This is a genomic window from Nocardia exalbida NBRC 100660 (assembly GCF_000308575.1).
GTDB classification, from domain to species: Bacteria; Actinomycetota; Actinomycetes; order Mycobacteriales; family Mycobacteriaceae; genus Nocardia; species Nocardia exalbida.
This window is the reverse complement of record NZ_BAFZ01000061.1, coordinates 94,987-107,972: the sequence shown is the minus strand read 5'-3', so window position 1 is coordinate 107,972 and position 12,986 is coordinate 94,987. Positions and strand designations below refer to the sequence as shown.

16 protein-coding genes are annotated in these 12,986 nt (G+C 69.3%); 11 read left to right on the top strand and 5 right to left on the bottom strand.

What is annotated here, in order from left to right; translation table 11 throughout:
• Nucleotides 1-75: 75 nt before the first annotated feature.
• The 4 genes from ON29_RS14485 (at nucleotide 76) to ON29_RS14470 (ending at nucleotide 2,661) form a co-directional block, all read left to right on the top strand.
• Nucleotides 76-705: a TetR/AcrR family transcriptional regulator gene (locus ON29_RS14485; RefSeq protein ID WP_040866776.1), complete on the top strand. Its 630-nt coding sequence runs from the start codon at nucleotides 76-78 to the stop codon at nucleotides 703-705.
• Nucleotides 706-763: 58 nt separating this feature from the next.
• On the top strand, nucleotides 764-1,075 hold the full coding sequence (locus tag ON29_RS14480) for a nuclear transport factor 2 family protein (RefSeq protein WP_040866775.1): 312 nt from the start codon (nucleotides 764-766) through the stop codon (nucleotides 1,073-1,075).
• A gap of 43 nt (nucleotides 1,076-1,118) precedes the next feature.
• Nucleotides 1,119-2,258 carry an alkaline phosphatase family protein gene (locus ON29_RS14475; RefSeq protein WP_051175196.1) on the top strand — a complete coding sequence of 380 codons (1,140 nt, stop codon included), beginning with the start codon at nucleotides 1,119-1,121 and terminating at the stop codon, nucleotides 2,256-2,258.
• Between the two features lie 79 nt (nucleotides 2,259-2,337).
• The gene (locus ON29_RS14470) at nucleotides 2,338-2,661 is read left to right on the top strand and encodes a hypothetical protein (RefSeq protein WP_040866774.1); all 324 of its coding nucleotides are present in this window, start codon (nucleotides 2,338-2,340) and stop codon (nucleotides 2,659-2,661) included.
• Nucleotides 2,662-2,665: 4 nt separating this feature from the next.
• Here the strand turns inward: ON29_RS14470 and ON29_RS14465 are convergent, their stop codons facing one another.
• A complete protein-coding gene (locus tag ON29_RS14465; RefSeq protein WP_040866773.1) occupies nucleotides 2,666-3,088 on the bottom strand; it encodes an MmcQ/YjbR family DNA-binding protein in 423 nt (140 codons plus the stop codon).
• Nucleotides 3,089-3,230: 142 nt separating this feature from the next.
• Here ON29_RS14465 and ON29_RS14460 point away from each other — a divergent pair, with 142 nt between their 5' ends.
• Nucleotides 3,231-4,445: an AfsR/SARP family transcriptional regulator gene (locus ON29_RS14460; RefSeq protein ID WP_040866772.1), complete on the top strand. Its 1,215-nt coding sequence runs from the start codon at nucleotides 3,231-3,233 to the stop codon at nucleotides 4,443-4,445.
• A 71-nt stretch (nucleotides 4,446-4,516) separates the two neighbouring features.
• Nucleotides 4,517-5,008: a DUF779 domain-containing protein gene (locus ON29_RS14455; RefSeq protein WP_245548956.1), complete on the top strand. Its 492-nt coding sequence runs from the start codon at nucleotides 4,517-4,519 to the stop codon at nucleotides 5,006-5,008.
• A 64-nt stretch (nucleotides 5,009-5,072) separates the two neighbouring features.
• On the opposite strand, the gene ON29_RS14450 is transcribed toward ON29_RS14455, so the two are convergent.
• Complete coding sequence (locus ON29_RS14450; protein WP_040866770.1) at nucleotides 5,073-6,626, bottom strand: succinic semialdehyde dehydrogenase; 1,554 nt, start codon at nucleotides 6,624-6,626, stop codon at nucleotides 5,073-5,075.
• Nucleotides 6,627-6,875: 249 nt separating this feature from the next.
• Between ON29_RS14450 and ON29_RS14445 the strand changes: the two genes are divergently transcribed.
• From ON29_RS14445 to ON29_RS14430, 4 genes are read left to right on the top strand one after another with little or no spacing between them, the layout of a single operon-like run.
• Nucleotides 6,876-9,233: a sensor histidine kinase gene (locus ON29_RS14445; RefSeq protein WP_040866893.1), complete on the top strand. Its 2,358-nt coding sequence runs from the start codon at nucleotides 6,876-6,878 to the stop codon at nucleotides 9,231-9,233.
• A 2-nt stretch (nucleotides 9,234-9,235) separates the two neighbouring features.
• Nucleotides 9,236-9,649 (top strand): roadblock/LC7 domain-containing protein, encoded by a 414-nt coding sequence (locus ON29_RS14440; protein WP_040866769.1) that lies wholly within the window; start codon nucleotides 9,236-9,238, stop codon nucleotides 9,647-9,649.
• A gap of 8 nt (nucleotides 9,650-9,657) precedes the next feature.
• Nucleotides 9,658-10,032: a DUF742 domain-containing protein gene (locus ON29_RS14435; RefSeq protein WP_040866768.1), complete on the top strand. Its 375-nt coding sequence runs from the start codon at nucleotides 9,658-9,660 to the stop codon at nucleotides 10,030-10,032.
• Entirely contained in the window at nucleotides 10,013-10,612 is a 600-nt protein-coding gene (locus ON29_RS14430; protein WP_040866767.1) for a GTP-binding protein, read from the top strand. Before ON29_RS14435 ends, ON29_RS14430 begins: the two co-directional genes overlap by 20 nt.
• A 39-nt stretch (nucleotides 10,613-10,651) precedes the next feature.
• Here ON29_RS14430 and ON29_RS14425 read toward each other — a convergent pair whose 3' ends face one another.
• From ON29_RS14425 to ON29_RS14415, 3 genes are read right to left on the bottom strand one after another with little or no spacing between them, the layout of a single operon-like run.
• Nucleotides 10,652-11,149 (bottom strand): hypothetical protein, encoded by a 498-nt coding sequence (locus ON29_RS14425; RefSeq protein WP_040866892.1) that lies wholly within the window; start codon nucleotides 11,147-11,149, stop codon nucleotides 10,652-10,654.
• Between the two features lie 32 nt (nucleotides 11,150-11,181).
• The gene (locus ON29_RS14420) at nucleotides 11,182-11,595 is read right to left on the bottom strand and encodes an NUDIX hydrolase (RefSeq protein ID WP_051175194.1); all 414 of its coding nucleotides are present in this window, start codon (nucleotides 11,593-11,595) and stop codon (nucleotides 11,182-11,184) included.
• A gap of 52 nt (nucleotides 11,596-11,647) precedes the next feature.
• Nucleotides 11,648-12,118, bottom strand: a complete 471-nt coding sequence (locus ON29_RS14415; protein ID WP_040866766.1) for a winged helix-turn-helix transcriptional regulator — start codon at nucleotides 12,116-12,118, stop codon at nucleotides 11,648-11,650.
• A 55-nt stretch (nucleotides 12,119-12,173) separates the two neighbouring features.
• Between ON29_RS14415 and ON29_RS14410 the strand changes: the two genes are divergently transcribed.
• Complete coding sequence (locus ON29_RS14410) at nucleotides 12,174-12,974, top strand: acyl-CoA thioesterase (RefSeq protein ID WP_040866765.1); 801 nt, start codon at nucleotides 12,174-12,176, stop codon at nucleotides 12,972-12,974.
• The last annotated feature ends 12 nt before the right edge of the window (nucleotides 12,975-12,986 follow it).

Sequence of the window (12,986 nt, the reverse complement as noted above, 5' to 3'; positions counted from 1 at the left end):
CCGCCATCTGAGCGCCGCTCAGATAATCTAAGCACCGCATAGTTAGGTTGTCCAGGACGCGTCGCATACGCTCGGATGGTGACGCGGACCAGTTACCACCACGGCGCCTTGCGCGACGCGCTGCTGGCCGCCTGCCTGCGATTGATCGAGACGGAAGGACTCGCGGCGGTCAGCCTGCGCCGCGTGGCGCGCGAGGCGGGGGTGAGTACGGCGGCGCCGTACCACCACTTCCCCGACCGGGCCGCCCTGCTCGCGACGCTGTCCACCCAGGGCTTCCAGTTGCTCGGAACGCGACTGGCGGCGGCCCGCGCCGAGGCGGAAACGCCGATGGCCGCTTTGACCGCGCTGGCGAACGCCTACGTGCGGTTCTCCCGCGAGCACCCGGCGTACTTCCGCTTGATGTTCCGGCCCGAACTCTCGCAGCCCGACAAGCATCCCGACACCATGGGGGCGGGCGACGCGGCGTTCGGCGTCCTGACCGACGCGATCGCGGAGTGTGTCCGCGCGGGAGCGCTGCCCGCCGACAAGGCCGACACGTTGGCGGTCATGTTCTGGGGGCTCGGCCACGGGCTGGCCTCGCTATGGCTGGACGGCCAACTGGAGAAACGCGCGGAACAGTTCGGCACCAACGCCGCGGTGCTGGTGGACGATGTCATGCGAACCTTCGCAGCTCTGATCGAGCCGAGCACGACGCCGCTGACCTAGAGTAGACGCCAGGCATTTGCTGTCCGATGCTTCCCACCGATCCGAGAGGACGACACGGATGACCGCGCAGCTGGATCCGACGGTGCAGGAGTTCGTCGACGCGCTCAACGCCAACGATCAGGACCGGTTCTACGCGGTGCTCACCGACGATGCCACCATGTCCGACGACGGTGTGGAGCGCGACCTCGCGCAGTGGACCGGAGCGGAGATCTTCGACAGCAACGCCCGCATGCGGATCGAGTCCGTCGGCGACAACGGCAACGAACTGGTTGCCGACTACACCAATTCGCGATGGGGCTCGATGCGGACCACCTGGCGATTCGTCCTGCGCGACGGCAAGGTGAGCCGTTTCGAGACCGGACAGGCGTGAATACCCTTGCCAGGCAGCCGCCGACATTGACATTCTGACCTTCGTGTTCGTCGCGCCGCGTTACGGTACCGGTTCCCTGGCCGATGTGTTCCCCTCCGTCCTCGCCGGTCTGGGCGTGCCGGGCGAGGAAGACCGGCTAGGGCTGGGCCTGAATGCAGACCAGGTCTGCGTTCTGCTGGTGGACGGGCTCGGTTACCAGGATCTCGTCGCGAATCCCACGGCGGCGCCATTCCTGTCCGGCCTCGCGCCGGTCCGGCTCACGGCCGGTTTCCCCACGACGACGGCCACCAGCCTCGCCTCGCTCGGGGTGGGCGTTCCGCCGGGCGAGCACGGGATCGTCGGCTATCTGTTCCACGTCCCCGGCTACGACCGGCTGTTCACCCCGCTGTCCTGGCGGCTGCACGGCGTGCCGAAGTCCGATCTGCGCAAGGAATTGATCCCGGCGCAGTTCCAGCCCCGCACAACCGTTTTCCAGCGCGCCGTCGCCGACGGTATCGCCGTCGCACAGGTGTCGCCGCGCGATCAGGCCGGATCGGGACTGACCGAGGCGGTGCTGCGCGGTTGCCGGTTCCTCCCCCAGCTGTCGTTCGGCGATCTCGTCGCCGGTGTGAGCGAGGCGTTACGGGCCGGGCCACGCTCCCTGGTCTACACCTACCACGGCGATCTCGACCTGACCGGACACGTGCGCGGCCCTTCGTCGCGGGCCTGGGAATTGGAACTGGCCAACGCCGACCGGCTCGCCGCCGCGCTCGCCGCCGAGCTGCCTCCGGGCGCGGCGCTGCTGGTCACCGCCGACCACGGCATGGTGCAGATGGACGACAGCATCGATTTCGACACCACCCCCGTCCTGCGAGAAGGGGTCCGGGCGCTCGGCGGGGAAGCACGGGCCCGGCACGTCTACACCGTGCCGGGCGCCGAATCCGACGTCGCTGCGGCTTGGCGGGCCACGCTCGGCCCGGACTTCGAGGTGCTCGGCAAGGAGGAGACCGTGGCCCGAGGGTGGTTCGGCCCCACCGTCGACCCCGCGATCGCCCAGCGCATCGGCGATCTGGTCGTGCTCGCGCGAGGGCGGCGTGGTGTCATCCGCAGCGGCGTCGAACCATTGCAGTCGTCGCTGGTCGGGCAGCACGGTTCGCTCACTCCGGCGGAAGTCGAGGTGCCGCTGTGCGTCTTCCGTGCCTAGCGCCCGTCTTCGGTGGACAGCGCTCTAGTCTGGAGTCCGATCGCGGCGGGTGTCGCCGCCGACCCTTCAGGAGGAGCCCATGAACGCCACGCTGTCACGGACCGGTCGGACCGGCCTCGGGTTCGTGATGGTCGCCATGGCCCTCACCGGCTGCACCGACATCGAACGCGCCCTCAACCGCGGCGGCGACACCCCGTGCAGCGAGTACGTCAAGCAGGATCAGGACACCAAGCGCACGACGATCACCAAGTTCGTCAAGCAGCAGAGCCAGGACGACCGTGAGCCCGCGGGGACCGCGGTGGACGCGACGATGGTGTCGGTCGACCTGCTGTGCGGCGCACAGGCCAACACCGACACCCCCATCAAGAACGCCGACGTGGCCGGGATCTTCATCCGGAAGTGACCGCTCAGCGCGGCGGATGGGCGGCCAGCCAGTCCGCCGCGCGCTTGCGCGAGGCCCGCGACAGCCAGGCGTCCTGGATGACCTCGGTGAGTTCTCGACGGCTCAGTTCGCCGAGGCGGGCGGCGCGCACCAGCACCGAGGGATGGCCGTCGAAATGCGGCGTGGTGAAGAACGGCGAGTCCGGGTCCTGCACCAGCGCCTGTTTATCGGACTCCGACGGCACCCAGATCACGATCACATCGGCGTAGCGCTCGCCGGTCACCGCGTCCACGGCATCCGGACGGGGAGTGCGGAAGAACACGAACGACTTGCCCCCGACCTGATAGACGGGGTTACCGCGCGGTCCGTCGGCGCGTGTCACATGGGGCATGCCCGAGGCCACCTCGTGCACATCGGCGAGGCGTGCCCGCTCGAACCCGGTCGCCATGCCAGCAGCCTAGGGCGTCGTGGCCGACTGCGCTCGAAAGCCCGGGCGACCGGCCGGTAGGGCTCCGGGCGCTCGCCACGCCGGTCGGCGTACGCCAGAATGAGAGGGAGAATTCGAGCTCACACGACGACGGGTCTTCCACGTGGCACAGTTCCGCGCCCTCACACAGCAGCGGGTCGAACTGGAAAGAGAATGGGAGCGTTGGGCGACGGCTCCACGGGCGGTACCCCGCCCCCGGAACACCGTCCTGCGCAACGACGTAGCACAATCCTGGCGGCGCTCGCTGCACACCGTCGATCCCGGGTGCACGATCGCGCCGGGGGTGGACGACATCGGCGATCGCTGGGCCGCGTCCCCACTGCGCGAGCCGGTGACGGCACTGGCGGGTGAACTGCGAGCCATCACCGAGGATTCCGGCTATCTGGCGGTGGTCACCGACAGCGCGGGCACCGTGTTGTGGTCCTGCGGTGACCGCACGCTGCGCAGGCAAGCCGAGCAGGTCAACCTCGCGCCGGGCGGATGCTGGGACGAAAGCCATATGGGCACCACCGGCTTGGCACTCGCGCTGCACACCGACCGCCCCGCCTCGGTGTTCTCCGCCGAGCACCTGATCGCCGCGCTGCACGGCTGGGTCTGCTATTCCGCGCCGATCCACGGACCCGACGGCAGGCAGGTCGGCGCGCTGGATCTGTCGAGTTCCTGGGACCGCTCGCATCCCGCGGTGCTCACCTCGGTGCGCGCGCTGGTGACGGCCGTGGAGACGATGCTGCGCACCGCCGAGCCCGTGCCCGAGCCGGGGATCCGGCTGGAGTGCCTCGGTGCCGCACGGCTGCTACGCGACGGGGTGCCGCTGCCGCTGCCGCCTCGGCAGCTGGAGATCCTCGCCCTGCTGGCGCTGCAGCCGGACGGCTTCACCCCGGAGCAATTGCACGCCGCCCTATACGGCGACCGTTCGGTGTCCAGCAGCACGCTCAAAGCCGATGTCTCGCATCTGCGCCGCGCGATCGGCGGTGCGATCAGCAATCGCCGCTACGCGCTGACCGGTCCGGTGTCCTGCGACGCCGTCGACCTGTTCGCCGCCATCACCGCTGGTGACACCACCTCGGCGGTGTGGCTGTACCGGGGGCCGCTGCTGCCCGGATCGGAGGCGCCCGGCGTGCTGCAGTGGCGCGACTACCTCGATGTCGGCGTGCGGACCGCCGTGCTCGCCGGCGACCGAGCCGAGCACGCGGTGGCCTTCGGCGAACGCGCGCCCCGTGATGTCGCGGTACACGAGCACGCGCTGCGATTGCTCCCGCCCGACGACGTGCGCCGCGCGGTGGTCGCGGCCCGGCTGCATACGGCGTTGCGCGACTGACGCTTTCACACCAACCTCGCACCAACCTCCGCGGACCATAGTGGATCTGTCCGAGATATCTGCGAGGAATCATGAGCTACACCAGACCGGGGGCGGGACTGCGGCATCGCCGACTACCCGACGCAGCCCGGCCACGTCCGCCACGCCGGTCGAACGGCATGGGGACGCATCGAACGCACCGGGTGGACATCACCGACCGCGCCAGGGCGGTCTTGCGCAGCGTGATCGATCAGCACGGAGCCGTGCTGCTGCACCAGTCCGCCGGACACCGCGACAGCGACTCGCCACGGTGCCTGCCCATCCGGGAGTCCAGGATCGACCGCGCCGACGTCCTGCTGGGAAATCTGCCCTGGCACACCGAAGTGTGGATCAGCGGCGAGCAGTACGAGCACTGGAAGCACACCCACCTCACCGTGGATGTGGCCGAAGCACCCGGCGGCCGTGCTTCCGACGCTCTCGAGGACACACGTTTCGTCATCAGATCACGACTGCTCACCGACGAGGAAGCAGCGGCGCTGGCGGCCGGAGGGCCGCCGCGCACCGGAGCCGACCGGTTGGCGTGACCCCTGCACGAACCGGCGGGTCGTCCGCCCGGGTGGGCACGACCACCCGGGCGGACGTCGTATGTCAGCGCCCGGGCAGGAAACGCAGGCTGCGTGCGACGGTCATCAGGAACGGCTGCCACTTGTCCTTCGGGAACAGCTTCGGCGCATCGAGATTCATGAAGCGGGTGACAACGATCGACTGCGGTTCGGTGAACTTGAGCAGGCCGTCGGGTCCGTGGCGGCGCCCCACACCGGAGATGCCCATTCCGCCCATCGGGGCGCCGGTGGTGCCCCACGCCGGTGCGTAGCCCTCGTCCACACAGACCGTGCCCGCGTGCAGCCGCGCCGCGATCCGCTCGCCTTCGGACTTGCTCGCCGCCCACACCGAAGCGTTGAGGCCGTAGTCGGTGTCGTTGGCCAGGCGCACCGCCTCCTCGACGCTGTCGACCGGATAGATCGACACCAGTGGGCCGAAGGTCTCGTTGCGACCGCATTCCATCTCGTCGGTCACCTCGCCGAGCACGGTCGGCTCGAAGAACAGCGGACCCAGGTCCGGGCGGGCCTTGCCACCGGTGAGCACCTTCGCTCCCTTCGAGGTGGCATCCGCGACGTGCTTGGACACCGTTTCCAGTTGCGCTTCGGAGATGAGGCTGCCGATGTCGGCCGAATAGTCGTAGGCGGCGCCGAGTTTCGCGGCGTGTACGGCGGCGACGAATTTCTCGGTGAACGCCGCGGCGACCTGCCGCTCGACATAGAGCCGCTCGATGGAGATGCACAGCTGCCCGGCATTGGAGAAACAGGCGCGCACGGCCGCCTTGGCGGCCTTGTCCAGATCGGCGCCCGCGGCGACGATCATCGGGTTCTTGCCGCCGAGTTCGGCGGAGAAGCCGATCAGCCTGCGGCCGCACTGCTCGGCCAGGGTGCGGCCGGTCGCCGAGGAACCGGTGAACATCAGGTAGTCGCAGTCCTCGACGATCGCGGTGCCGACCACGCCGCCCGGCCCGGGGACGACCGCGAGCAGCTCGCGCGGCAAGCCTGCTCGGTAGAGCAGCTCGGCGCCGGCCAGCGTGGAGAACGGGGTCTGGCTGTCGGGCTTGACCACCACGGCGTTGCCCGCGATGAGCGCCGGAATGGAATCGCCGATCGACAGCAGCAGCGGGTAGTTCCACGGGGCGATGACACCGACCACGCCTTTGGGCTGATACCGGACCGAGGCGCGGTTGAGCACGGGGAAGGCGCCCGCTACCCGGTGGGTGTCCAGCACGCTCGGGGCGATCTTGGCGAAATAGCGGGCCGCGAACATCAGGCCCATGATTTCCTCTTGGGCCGCCCAGCGGGCTTTGCCGGTCTCGGCCTGCACCACGTCCATCAGGAATTCGCGGTGCTCCACCACCAGAGCGCGGTAACGGTCCAGCACGGCGGCGCGTTCGGCGACCGGACGGGCCGCCCAGCGCTGCTGCGCGGCCCTGGCTTTGTCGAAGGCGGCGGTGACGTCGGCCGGCGTGCCGACCGGCACGCTGCCCAGGGAGTTTCCGGTGAACGTCTCGGCGATCGTCCTGCGCGGACGTTCCGCGGGCGCCTCGATCGCGGCCAGCGCGCTGAGGCGGTCGAATACATCGGCTTCCGGCGCGGGCATCGTTGCCTCCTACTTGTGAGTAACTTTGAGATACACACAATCTACGCCCGATATCGCCTGTCCTGAACCCACTGCGGACGGAATGCGCGGCACTCGTCCGCGGCCGCCTCGGCGCCGAATACCTCTTGGTTCGGGCGTGGCCGGGCGAGGATCCCCCGGTAGGTCACAGTCTTCCCGGTCGAGTCAAATCCAGTCCCACTCACCGGGACCGGCTGTCCGTACCGCCGGGTCGTGGTTTACGTTATGCCGATGTTCAGAGCGAGGCTCGGGGTCCGCACCCGGATTCTGGCTATCGCGCTCATTCCGAGTCTGACTCTGCTGTTGGCAGGCATGGGCGCCGCCGGCTACCTGGTAGCCGAAGGAACCAAGGCGAAGGACTGGGCCGCGGCGAGCCAGGAGGCCATCGCGGTGACCAGCGAGGTCATGGACGCGATCGAGCAGGAACGCTACCTCACCCTCGCCCAGCTGTCCGGCGACGACACTCTCACCTCCGCGCTCGGCCCCGCGCGCATGCGCGTGGACGCGTCGGTGCGAAACCTGCTCGCGACCTCCGCGAACCTGCGCGACGTCGACGACACGAAGATCACCGAGAAGGACGCCGACCTCGTCATGCTGACGCAGAGCCTGACGACGGTGCGCTCCGCCGCCGACGCGGGCGCCCTGCCGATTCCGGACGCGTACATGTTCTACAACCGGTTGCTCGATCCGATCTCCGCGGGCGCGCAATCCACCGCGCGGACCGCCCCGGAGAGCGATATCGCCGTGGGCACCGTGGCGGGCATCCGCTTGTTCTACGTGAGCGAGGCGATGTCACGCAGCAACGCCCTCGGCGCGGTCTACGTCCACGGCGCCACGCCCCCGCCCATCCCGCTCGATGAGTACACCCGCCAGACCGGCTTCTACCACGCCGAGATCGCCACGCTCATCACCGAGTTGGACGGCCCGATCAAGGCCCGCCTGCAGGCGCTGTCCACCGGCACGGCGTGGCAACAGCTGACCGCGATGGAGAATGCCATCGTCCAGCGCGTCAGCGTCGCAGCGGCTTCGGCCACCACATCGCCCCCCGCGGCGAGCGCGAGCACCGGCACACGGCAATCGAGCCTGCCTCCGCTTCCGCTGAGCGCCGACGAATGGCACCGCGCGGCAGCCGAGGTCAGCCGCGGGTTGCTGGACGCCTGGTCGGTGTACAACAGGGATGTCCAGGAGGCCGCCGAAGACAAGGCCGCCGCGGCGGCGACCAGATCCGCCGTGACGGGTGGCGGCTTGCTCGTGATCGGCGTTCTGGTGCTCGTCGTCGCGGTCGCCTTGGCCAACCGCGTCATTCGCAGGCTGAAGCGGTTGCGGGGAGAAACGCTCGCGCTGGCCGACGAGCGGCTGCCCGACATGATGCGCAGGTTGCGTGACGGCGAAGCCGTCGATCCCGCCGCGGAGTCCCCGAACCTGGACTACGGCAGCGACGAGATCGGCCAAGTGGCCAAGGCGTTCCAGCACGCCCATTCCGCCGCCGTCTCCGCGGCGGTGGCCGAGGCTCGCACCCGCGAGGGCGTGAAGGCGGTGTTCCTGAACATCGCGCACCGCAGCCAGATCGTGGTGCACCGGCAGCTGGAGATACTCGACGAAGCCGAGCAGCGACAGGAAGACCCGGTCCTGCTCGACACCCTGTTCCGTCTCGACCACCTCGCGACCCGGGAGCGGCGCAACGCCGAGAACCTCACCATCCTCGGCGGCGGCAAGCCGGGCAGGCAGTGGCGCAACCCGGTCCCGCTGGTCGACGTGGTGCGCAGCGCCGTCGGTGAGACCCTCGACTACGCGCGGGTGCGGGTGACCCGGCTGCCCGAAGTCCACGTGCTCGGCGCGGTGGTCGCCGACCTCATCCACCTGCTGGCCGAACTGGTGGACAACGCCACCTCTTTCTCGCCGCCGCAGTCGCGTGTCGAGGTGACCGGCAACGTGGTGGGCAAAGGCGTCGTGGTCGAAATCGGCGACCAGGGCATGGGCATGTCCGAAGCCGACCTGGCCAAGATGAACGAGACACTGCGCAATCCACCGGATTTCGGCGTGGCGACCCTGTCGGCCGACTCCCGGTTGGGATTGTTCGTGGTCGCGCAGCTGGCGGCGCGCCACGGTATCGCGGTGCGGCTGTCGGACTCCGATTACGGCGGCATCAAGGCCATCGTGCTCGTTCCGTCCGCCCTCATCGCGGCCGATTCGGGCGTGCCGCAGACACCGGCGGAGCTCACCGATCCCGGCAGTCGCCGCAAGCTCGTCACCACGCCCGCGATCGCGACGGAGACGGCGAATTCCGCGCAGACCCCGTCGTCGTCGGTCGCGACCCTGCCGGTCGAATCCGCCGCGCCCCCGCGCTACGCCCCCCGCCCGTACACCGAGGCTCCGACGCAACCGGGCTCCGACGGTCGCCCGCCGTTGCCGCGGCGCCACCGACAGACCAATCTCGCACCGCAATTGGCGCAGTCGGCCCAGGAGCAGCAAGCCGCCTCCGCACAGGCTCCCCGCTCCCCCGAGCAGGCCCGTGATCTGATGTCCGCCATCGAGAACGGAACCAGGCAGGGCCGCCGCGCCACCATCCCCGACGAACAGGAAGGCTAGGGGTGTCCGCTTCTCCCGCAGGTGATCTCAATTGGCTGCTCGACGATCTCGTCGACCGGCTGGCCGGCGTGCGCCACGCGGTGGTGCTGTCCACCGACGGGCTACTACTCGGCCGCTCCAGCGGTATGAACCGCGAGGACGCCGAACACTTCGGCGCGATGTCCTCGGCGCTCTACGGGCTGGCGCGCAGCGCGGGCAACCGGTTCGACGGCGGCGGCGTCCGCCAGGCGGTCATCGAACTCGACCGCGCGGTGCTGTTCGTGACCTCCGCGGGCGACAACGCCTGCCTGGCACTGCAAGCCGCCGAGTCGGCCAATCTCGGCATGGTGGCCTACGAGATGAATCTGACGGTCCAGCGCGTGGGCAGCTATCTGTCCACGACCGCACGCCAAGACCTCGTCGGACATGTCGAGTAAGACCCGCCATGACCCATCCGCGTGAGCCCTGGTTCGACGAGGCGGCCGGCCCCCTGGTGCGTCCCTATGCGGTCACGCGCGGGCGCACCAGCGGCGCGGGGCCCGAACTGGATATGCTCACCACCGTGATCGCGGACTCCTCCGCGGCCACGCTGCGACGCAGCGAACCCGAGTACGCCGATATCCTTCGCCTGTGCCGGGTTTCGCAGACCGTCGCAGAAGTCTCCGCACAGTTGCGTTTGCCGCTGGCGGTGACGAAGATCCTCGTCGGTGATCTGATCGGCGACGGGCAACTGATCTTCCGCGCTCCCGTTCCGACGGAGGCCGGACCCGATGACCTCAACATATTGCGAGCGGTACTGGATGGAATCCGAAAACTTTGACCCGAGCGGCACACCGCAATTGGCCGCGTCGGTCAAGATCCTCGTCGCCGGCGGGTTCGGCGTCGGCAAGACCACCATGGTCTCGGCGATCAGCGAAGTCGCGCCACTGCGCACCGAGGAACTGATCACCGAGGTGAGCACCGGAATCGACGATCTGTCGGGCGTCGAGCAGAAGTCCACGACCACGGTCGCGCTGGACTTCGGCAGGCTCACCATCGACCGCGACCTGGTGCTCTACCTGTTCGGTACACCGGGCCAGGACCGATTCTGGTTCCTGTGGGACGAACTGGCGCGCGGCGCGCTCGGCGCCGTCGTCCTGGCCGATACCCGCAGGCTCGGCAACTCTTTCGCGTCCGTGGACTTCTTCGAGCGCCGCGGTCTGCCGTTCATGGTGGGCGTCAACTGCTTCGACGGCGCACCGCGCTACACCAACGACGAAGTACGCGACGCCCTCGACCTCGACTCGGCCACCCCCGTCATGCTCTGCGACGCGCGCGACCGAGGGTCGTGCAAGGACGTCCTGCTCACCCTCGTCGAACACCTCATCCAGCGGGCACAACGCGCACACGCCACCACCTGAGGGCGCGGCGGCTGCGCGGCGCTCGGGACCTGCGCACCCTCACACCTGCCGCAGCCAGGCCACGAAAAGCAGCGCGCCACCCACGGCCAGCACTACCGCGGCCGGAGCAGGCCACCACGGCCCGTTCCGGCCGAGCAGGCCGCGGGTGAGCCGCAATTGGAACGCGCCCAGCCCGGCGAGGACCAGCAGCCAGACCGGCAGCAGCCCGACGCCGAGCGCCGCGTGCACCGCCCACGCACCCGCCGAAGTGGGACCGCCCCAGGATCCTTCGAGATCGTCGCTCGCGACAACCGGAAACAAGATCCCGCGGAACGCGGCCACGATCGCCAGGAAGGCCAGAAACCAGGCCGTCAGGCCGACCGCGCCACTGAGCACCGAGTGCGAGACCGACCGGGTGACGGAGAATTTGTGCGGCAGAACGGATTCACCGAGCAGTCGCCGCGGCACCCGCAGCCGGGTCGGAATTCGCCGCACCGCCAGCGGGAGCGCCCAGAGCGCGTAGGCGGCGTAACGCAGGAGTGCCCGAAACCACGACATACCGCCGACGGTAGCGCTGTTCGGCCCGCGATTCACCGTAGCAGGCCCGCGTGCACCAGATCGTCGAACAGCATCTGGTCGACCGGAGGGACGAGGGGGCGGTCGGCGTAGGAGAACCACGCGACCTCTTCGATCTCGCTGCTCGCGGCGAGCGTTCCGCGGTAATCCGCGGTGTAGCAACTCATCCGCACCACCGCCCCGTTCACCGGACCGTGCGGCGCCTCATAGGTGCCGACGTGCGCGGCGGTCTCCGGCAGCAGCGCGACGGTGAGTTCTTCCTCGATCTCGCGCAGCAGCGTCTGCAGATCGGTCTCGGCGCCTTCGCGCTTGCCGCCCGGGATGTAGAAGACGTCCTTGCCACGCGGTCTGGCACACAGGATCCGTCCGTCCTCGATGCGCACCCATGCCACCGTGTCGATCAACTGCCGCACTCGCCCGTCCGCCACCGCCGCAGCCTATCGCCGCGCGACGGCGAACGCGGGAGGGGTAGCGCACGCCTCACCCGGGAATGAGGGAAGAGTCCTTGGCGCCGGGGCCGAGAACGGGACGCAGGTCGCGTAACGCGACGTGCTCACCGCACTCCGAGCACACCGGCTCGACGGTCGCGAGGTTGCCGCACGCGGCGTGCGTCGTCTGCAGCGGCGGGCCGTCCGGCGCGGCCCATTCGTCACCCCACTGCCGCATCGCGGTGACGACCAGCCACAACGAGCGGCCTTTCGTGGTGAGCCGGTAATCGTAGCGAACCGGATTGTCCTGATAGGGCTCTCTGGTCAGCACGCCGTGCTCCATCAGATGCTCGAGACGCTGGGTGAGGACATTGCGGGCGATGCCGAGCCGGGCGTGGAAGTCGTCGAAGCGCGTCACGCCGAACAGGGCGTCGCGCACGATCAGCAGCGTCCACCATTCCCCCACCACCTCGAGGCACTGGGCCAGCGAGCAGTTCATGTCCTCGAAGCTCGTCCTGCGCATATCCGTCAGCATACTCAGTTGCTTGACAGAACTCACTACCTTTAATGTGCGTTGCATGAAGCAACTCACTACGCGGACGCTCGCCGAGGAATTCGCGCTCACCGACACCGGTGCGGGCCGGTGGCAGGCGCGGGTCGACCGGTCCTGGCGGGGATGGACCGGACCGCACGGCGGCGTGATCGCGGCTCTGCTCATCGAGGTGGCTCGCGCGGCGGCTGCCGAACCTTTGCCGGTGCGGGCCGTGGACCTGCGGTTCCTGGGCCGCCCCACCGAGGATGTCCTGACCTTTCGCGCGACCGAGCACACGGTCGGTCGCAGTACCGTAGTGCTGGACGTGCACGCCGAGCAGGACGGCAGCCCGGTCGCGGCGGCGTCCGTCACGCTCGGTCGCACCGTGGACTCGGGTATCGCGAAGTACACGGGCGCACCGGCACCGCGGGTGCCCGATGCCGATTCCTGTGCGCGGTTCGCCCTCCCTCCCGAACTCGTGCCCGCGGGCGCTCACTTCGACATCCGCCCCGCGGCGGGACCGCTGCCGCTCACCGGCGCGGACGAACCGATGATGTGCGCCTGGATCGCACTCCTCCCCGAACTGCCCGCGGACGCCGCGGCCCTCGCCATCCTCGCCGACGCTCTGCCGCCCGCCATATTTCCCGTGCTGCGCGCGCCCGTCGCGGTCCCCACGGTGGCGCTGTCGATGCACGTGCACGGCGCGCCCACCGGTGGCCTGCCGGTGCTGGTTCGCACGGTGAACGCCTCTACCGGCGGCGGTTGGTCGGTAGACGACACCTCGATCTGGGACCGGAGCGGCCTGCTGGTCGCCTCTGCCCGCCAGACCCGCCGCGTGCTCGGCTGAAACGGAGAAGAC

What these genes read in the sequence shown, in the direction of transcription:
- ON29_RS14435 (WP_040866768.1), top strand. Translation starts at nt 9,658, where the DNA reads ATGACCCATCCGCGTGAGCCCTGGTTCGACGAGGCGGCCGGCCCCCTG.
- ON29_RS14430 (WP_040866767.1), top strand. Translation starts at nt 10,013, where the DNA reads ATGGAATCCGAAAACTTTGACCCGAGCGGCACACCGCAATTGGCCGCG.
- ON29_RS14445 (WP_040866893.1), top strand. Translation starts at nt 6,876, where the DNA reads ATGTTCAGAGCGAGGCTCGGGGTCCGCACCCGGATTCTGGCTATCGCG.
- ON29_RS14425 (WP_040866892.1), bottom strand. Translation starts at nt 11,149, where the DNA reads ATGTCGTGGTTTCGGGCACTCCTGCGTTACGCCGCCTACGCGCTCTGG.
- ON29_RS14450 (WP_040866770.1), bottom strand. Translation starts at nt 6,626, where the DNA reads ATGCCCGCGCCGGAAGCCGATGTATTCGACCGCCTCAGCGCGCTGGCC.
- ON29_RS14465 (WP_040866773.1), bottom strand. Translation starts at nt 3,088, where the DNA reads ATGGCGACCGGGTTCGAGCGGGCACGCCTCGCCGATGTGCACGAGGTG.
- ON29_RS14415 (WP_040866766.1), bottom strand. Translation starts at nt 12,118, where the DNA reads ATGCGCAGGACGAGCTTCGAGGACATGAACTGCTCGCTGGCCCAGTGC.
- ON29_RS14455 (WP_245548956.1), top strand. Translation starts at nt 4,517, where the DNA reads ATGAGCTACACCAGACCGGGGGCGGGACTGCGGCATCGCCGACTACCC.
- ON29_RS14485 (WP_040866776.1), top strand. Translation starts at nt 76, where the DNA reads ATGGTGACGCGGACCAGTTACCACCACGGCGCCTTGCGCGACGCGCTG.
- ON29_RS14470 (WP_040866774.1), top strand. Translation starts at nt 2,338, where the DNA reads ATGAACGCCACGCTGTCACGGACCGGTCGGACCGGCCTCGGGTTCGTG.
- ON29_RS14480 (WP_040866775.1), top strand. Translation starts at nt 764, where the DNA reads ATGACCGCGCAGCTGGATCCGACGGTGCAGGAGTTCGTCGACGCGCTC.
- ON29_RS14410 (WP_040866765.1), top strand. Translation starts at nt 12,174, where the DNA reads ATGAAGCAACTCACTACGCGGACGCTCGCCGAGGAATTCGCGCTCACC.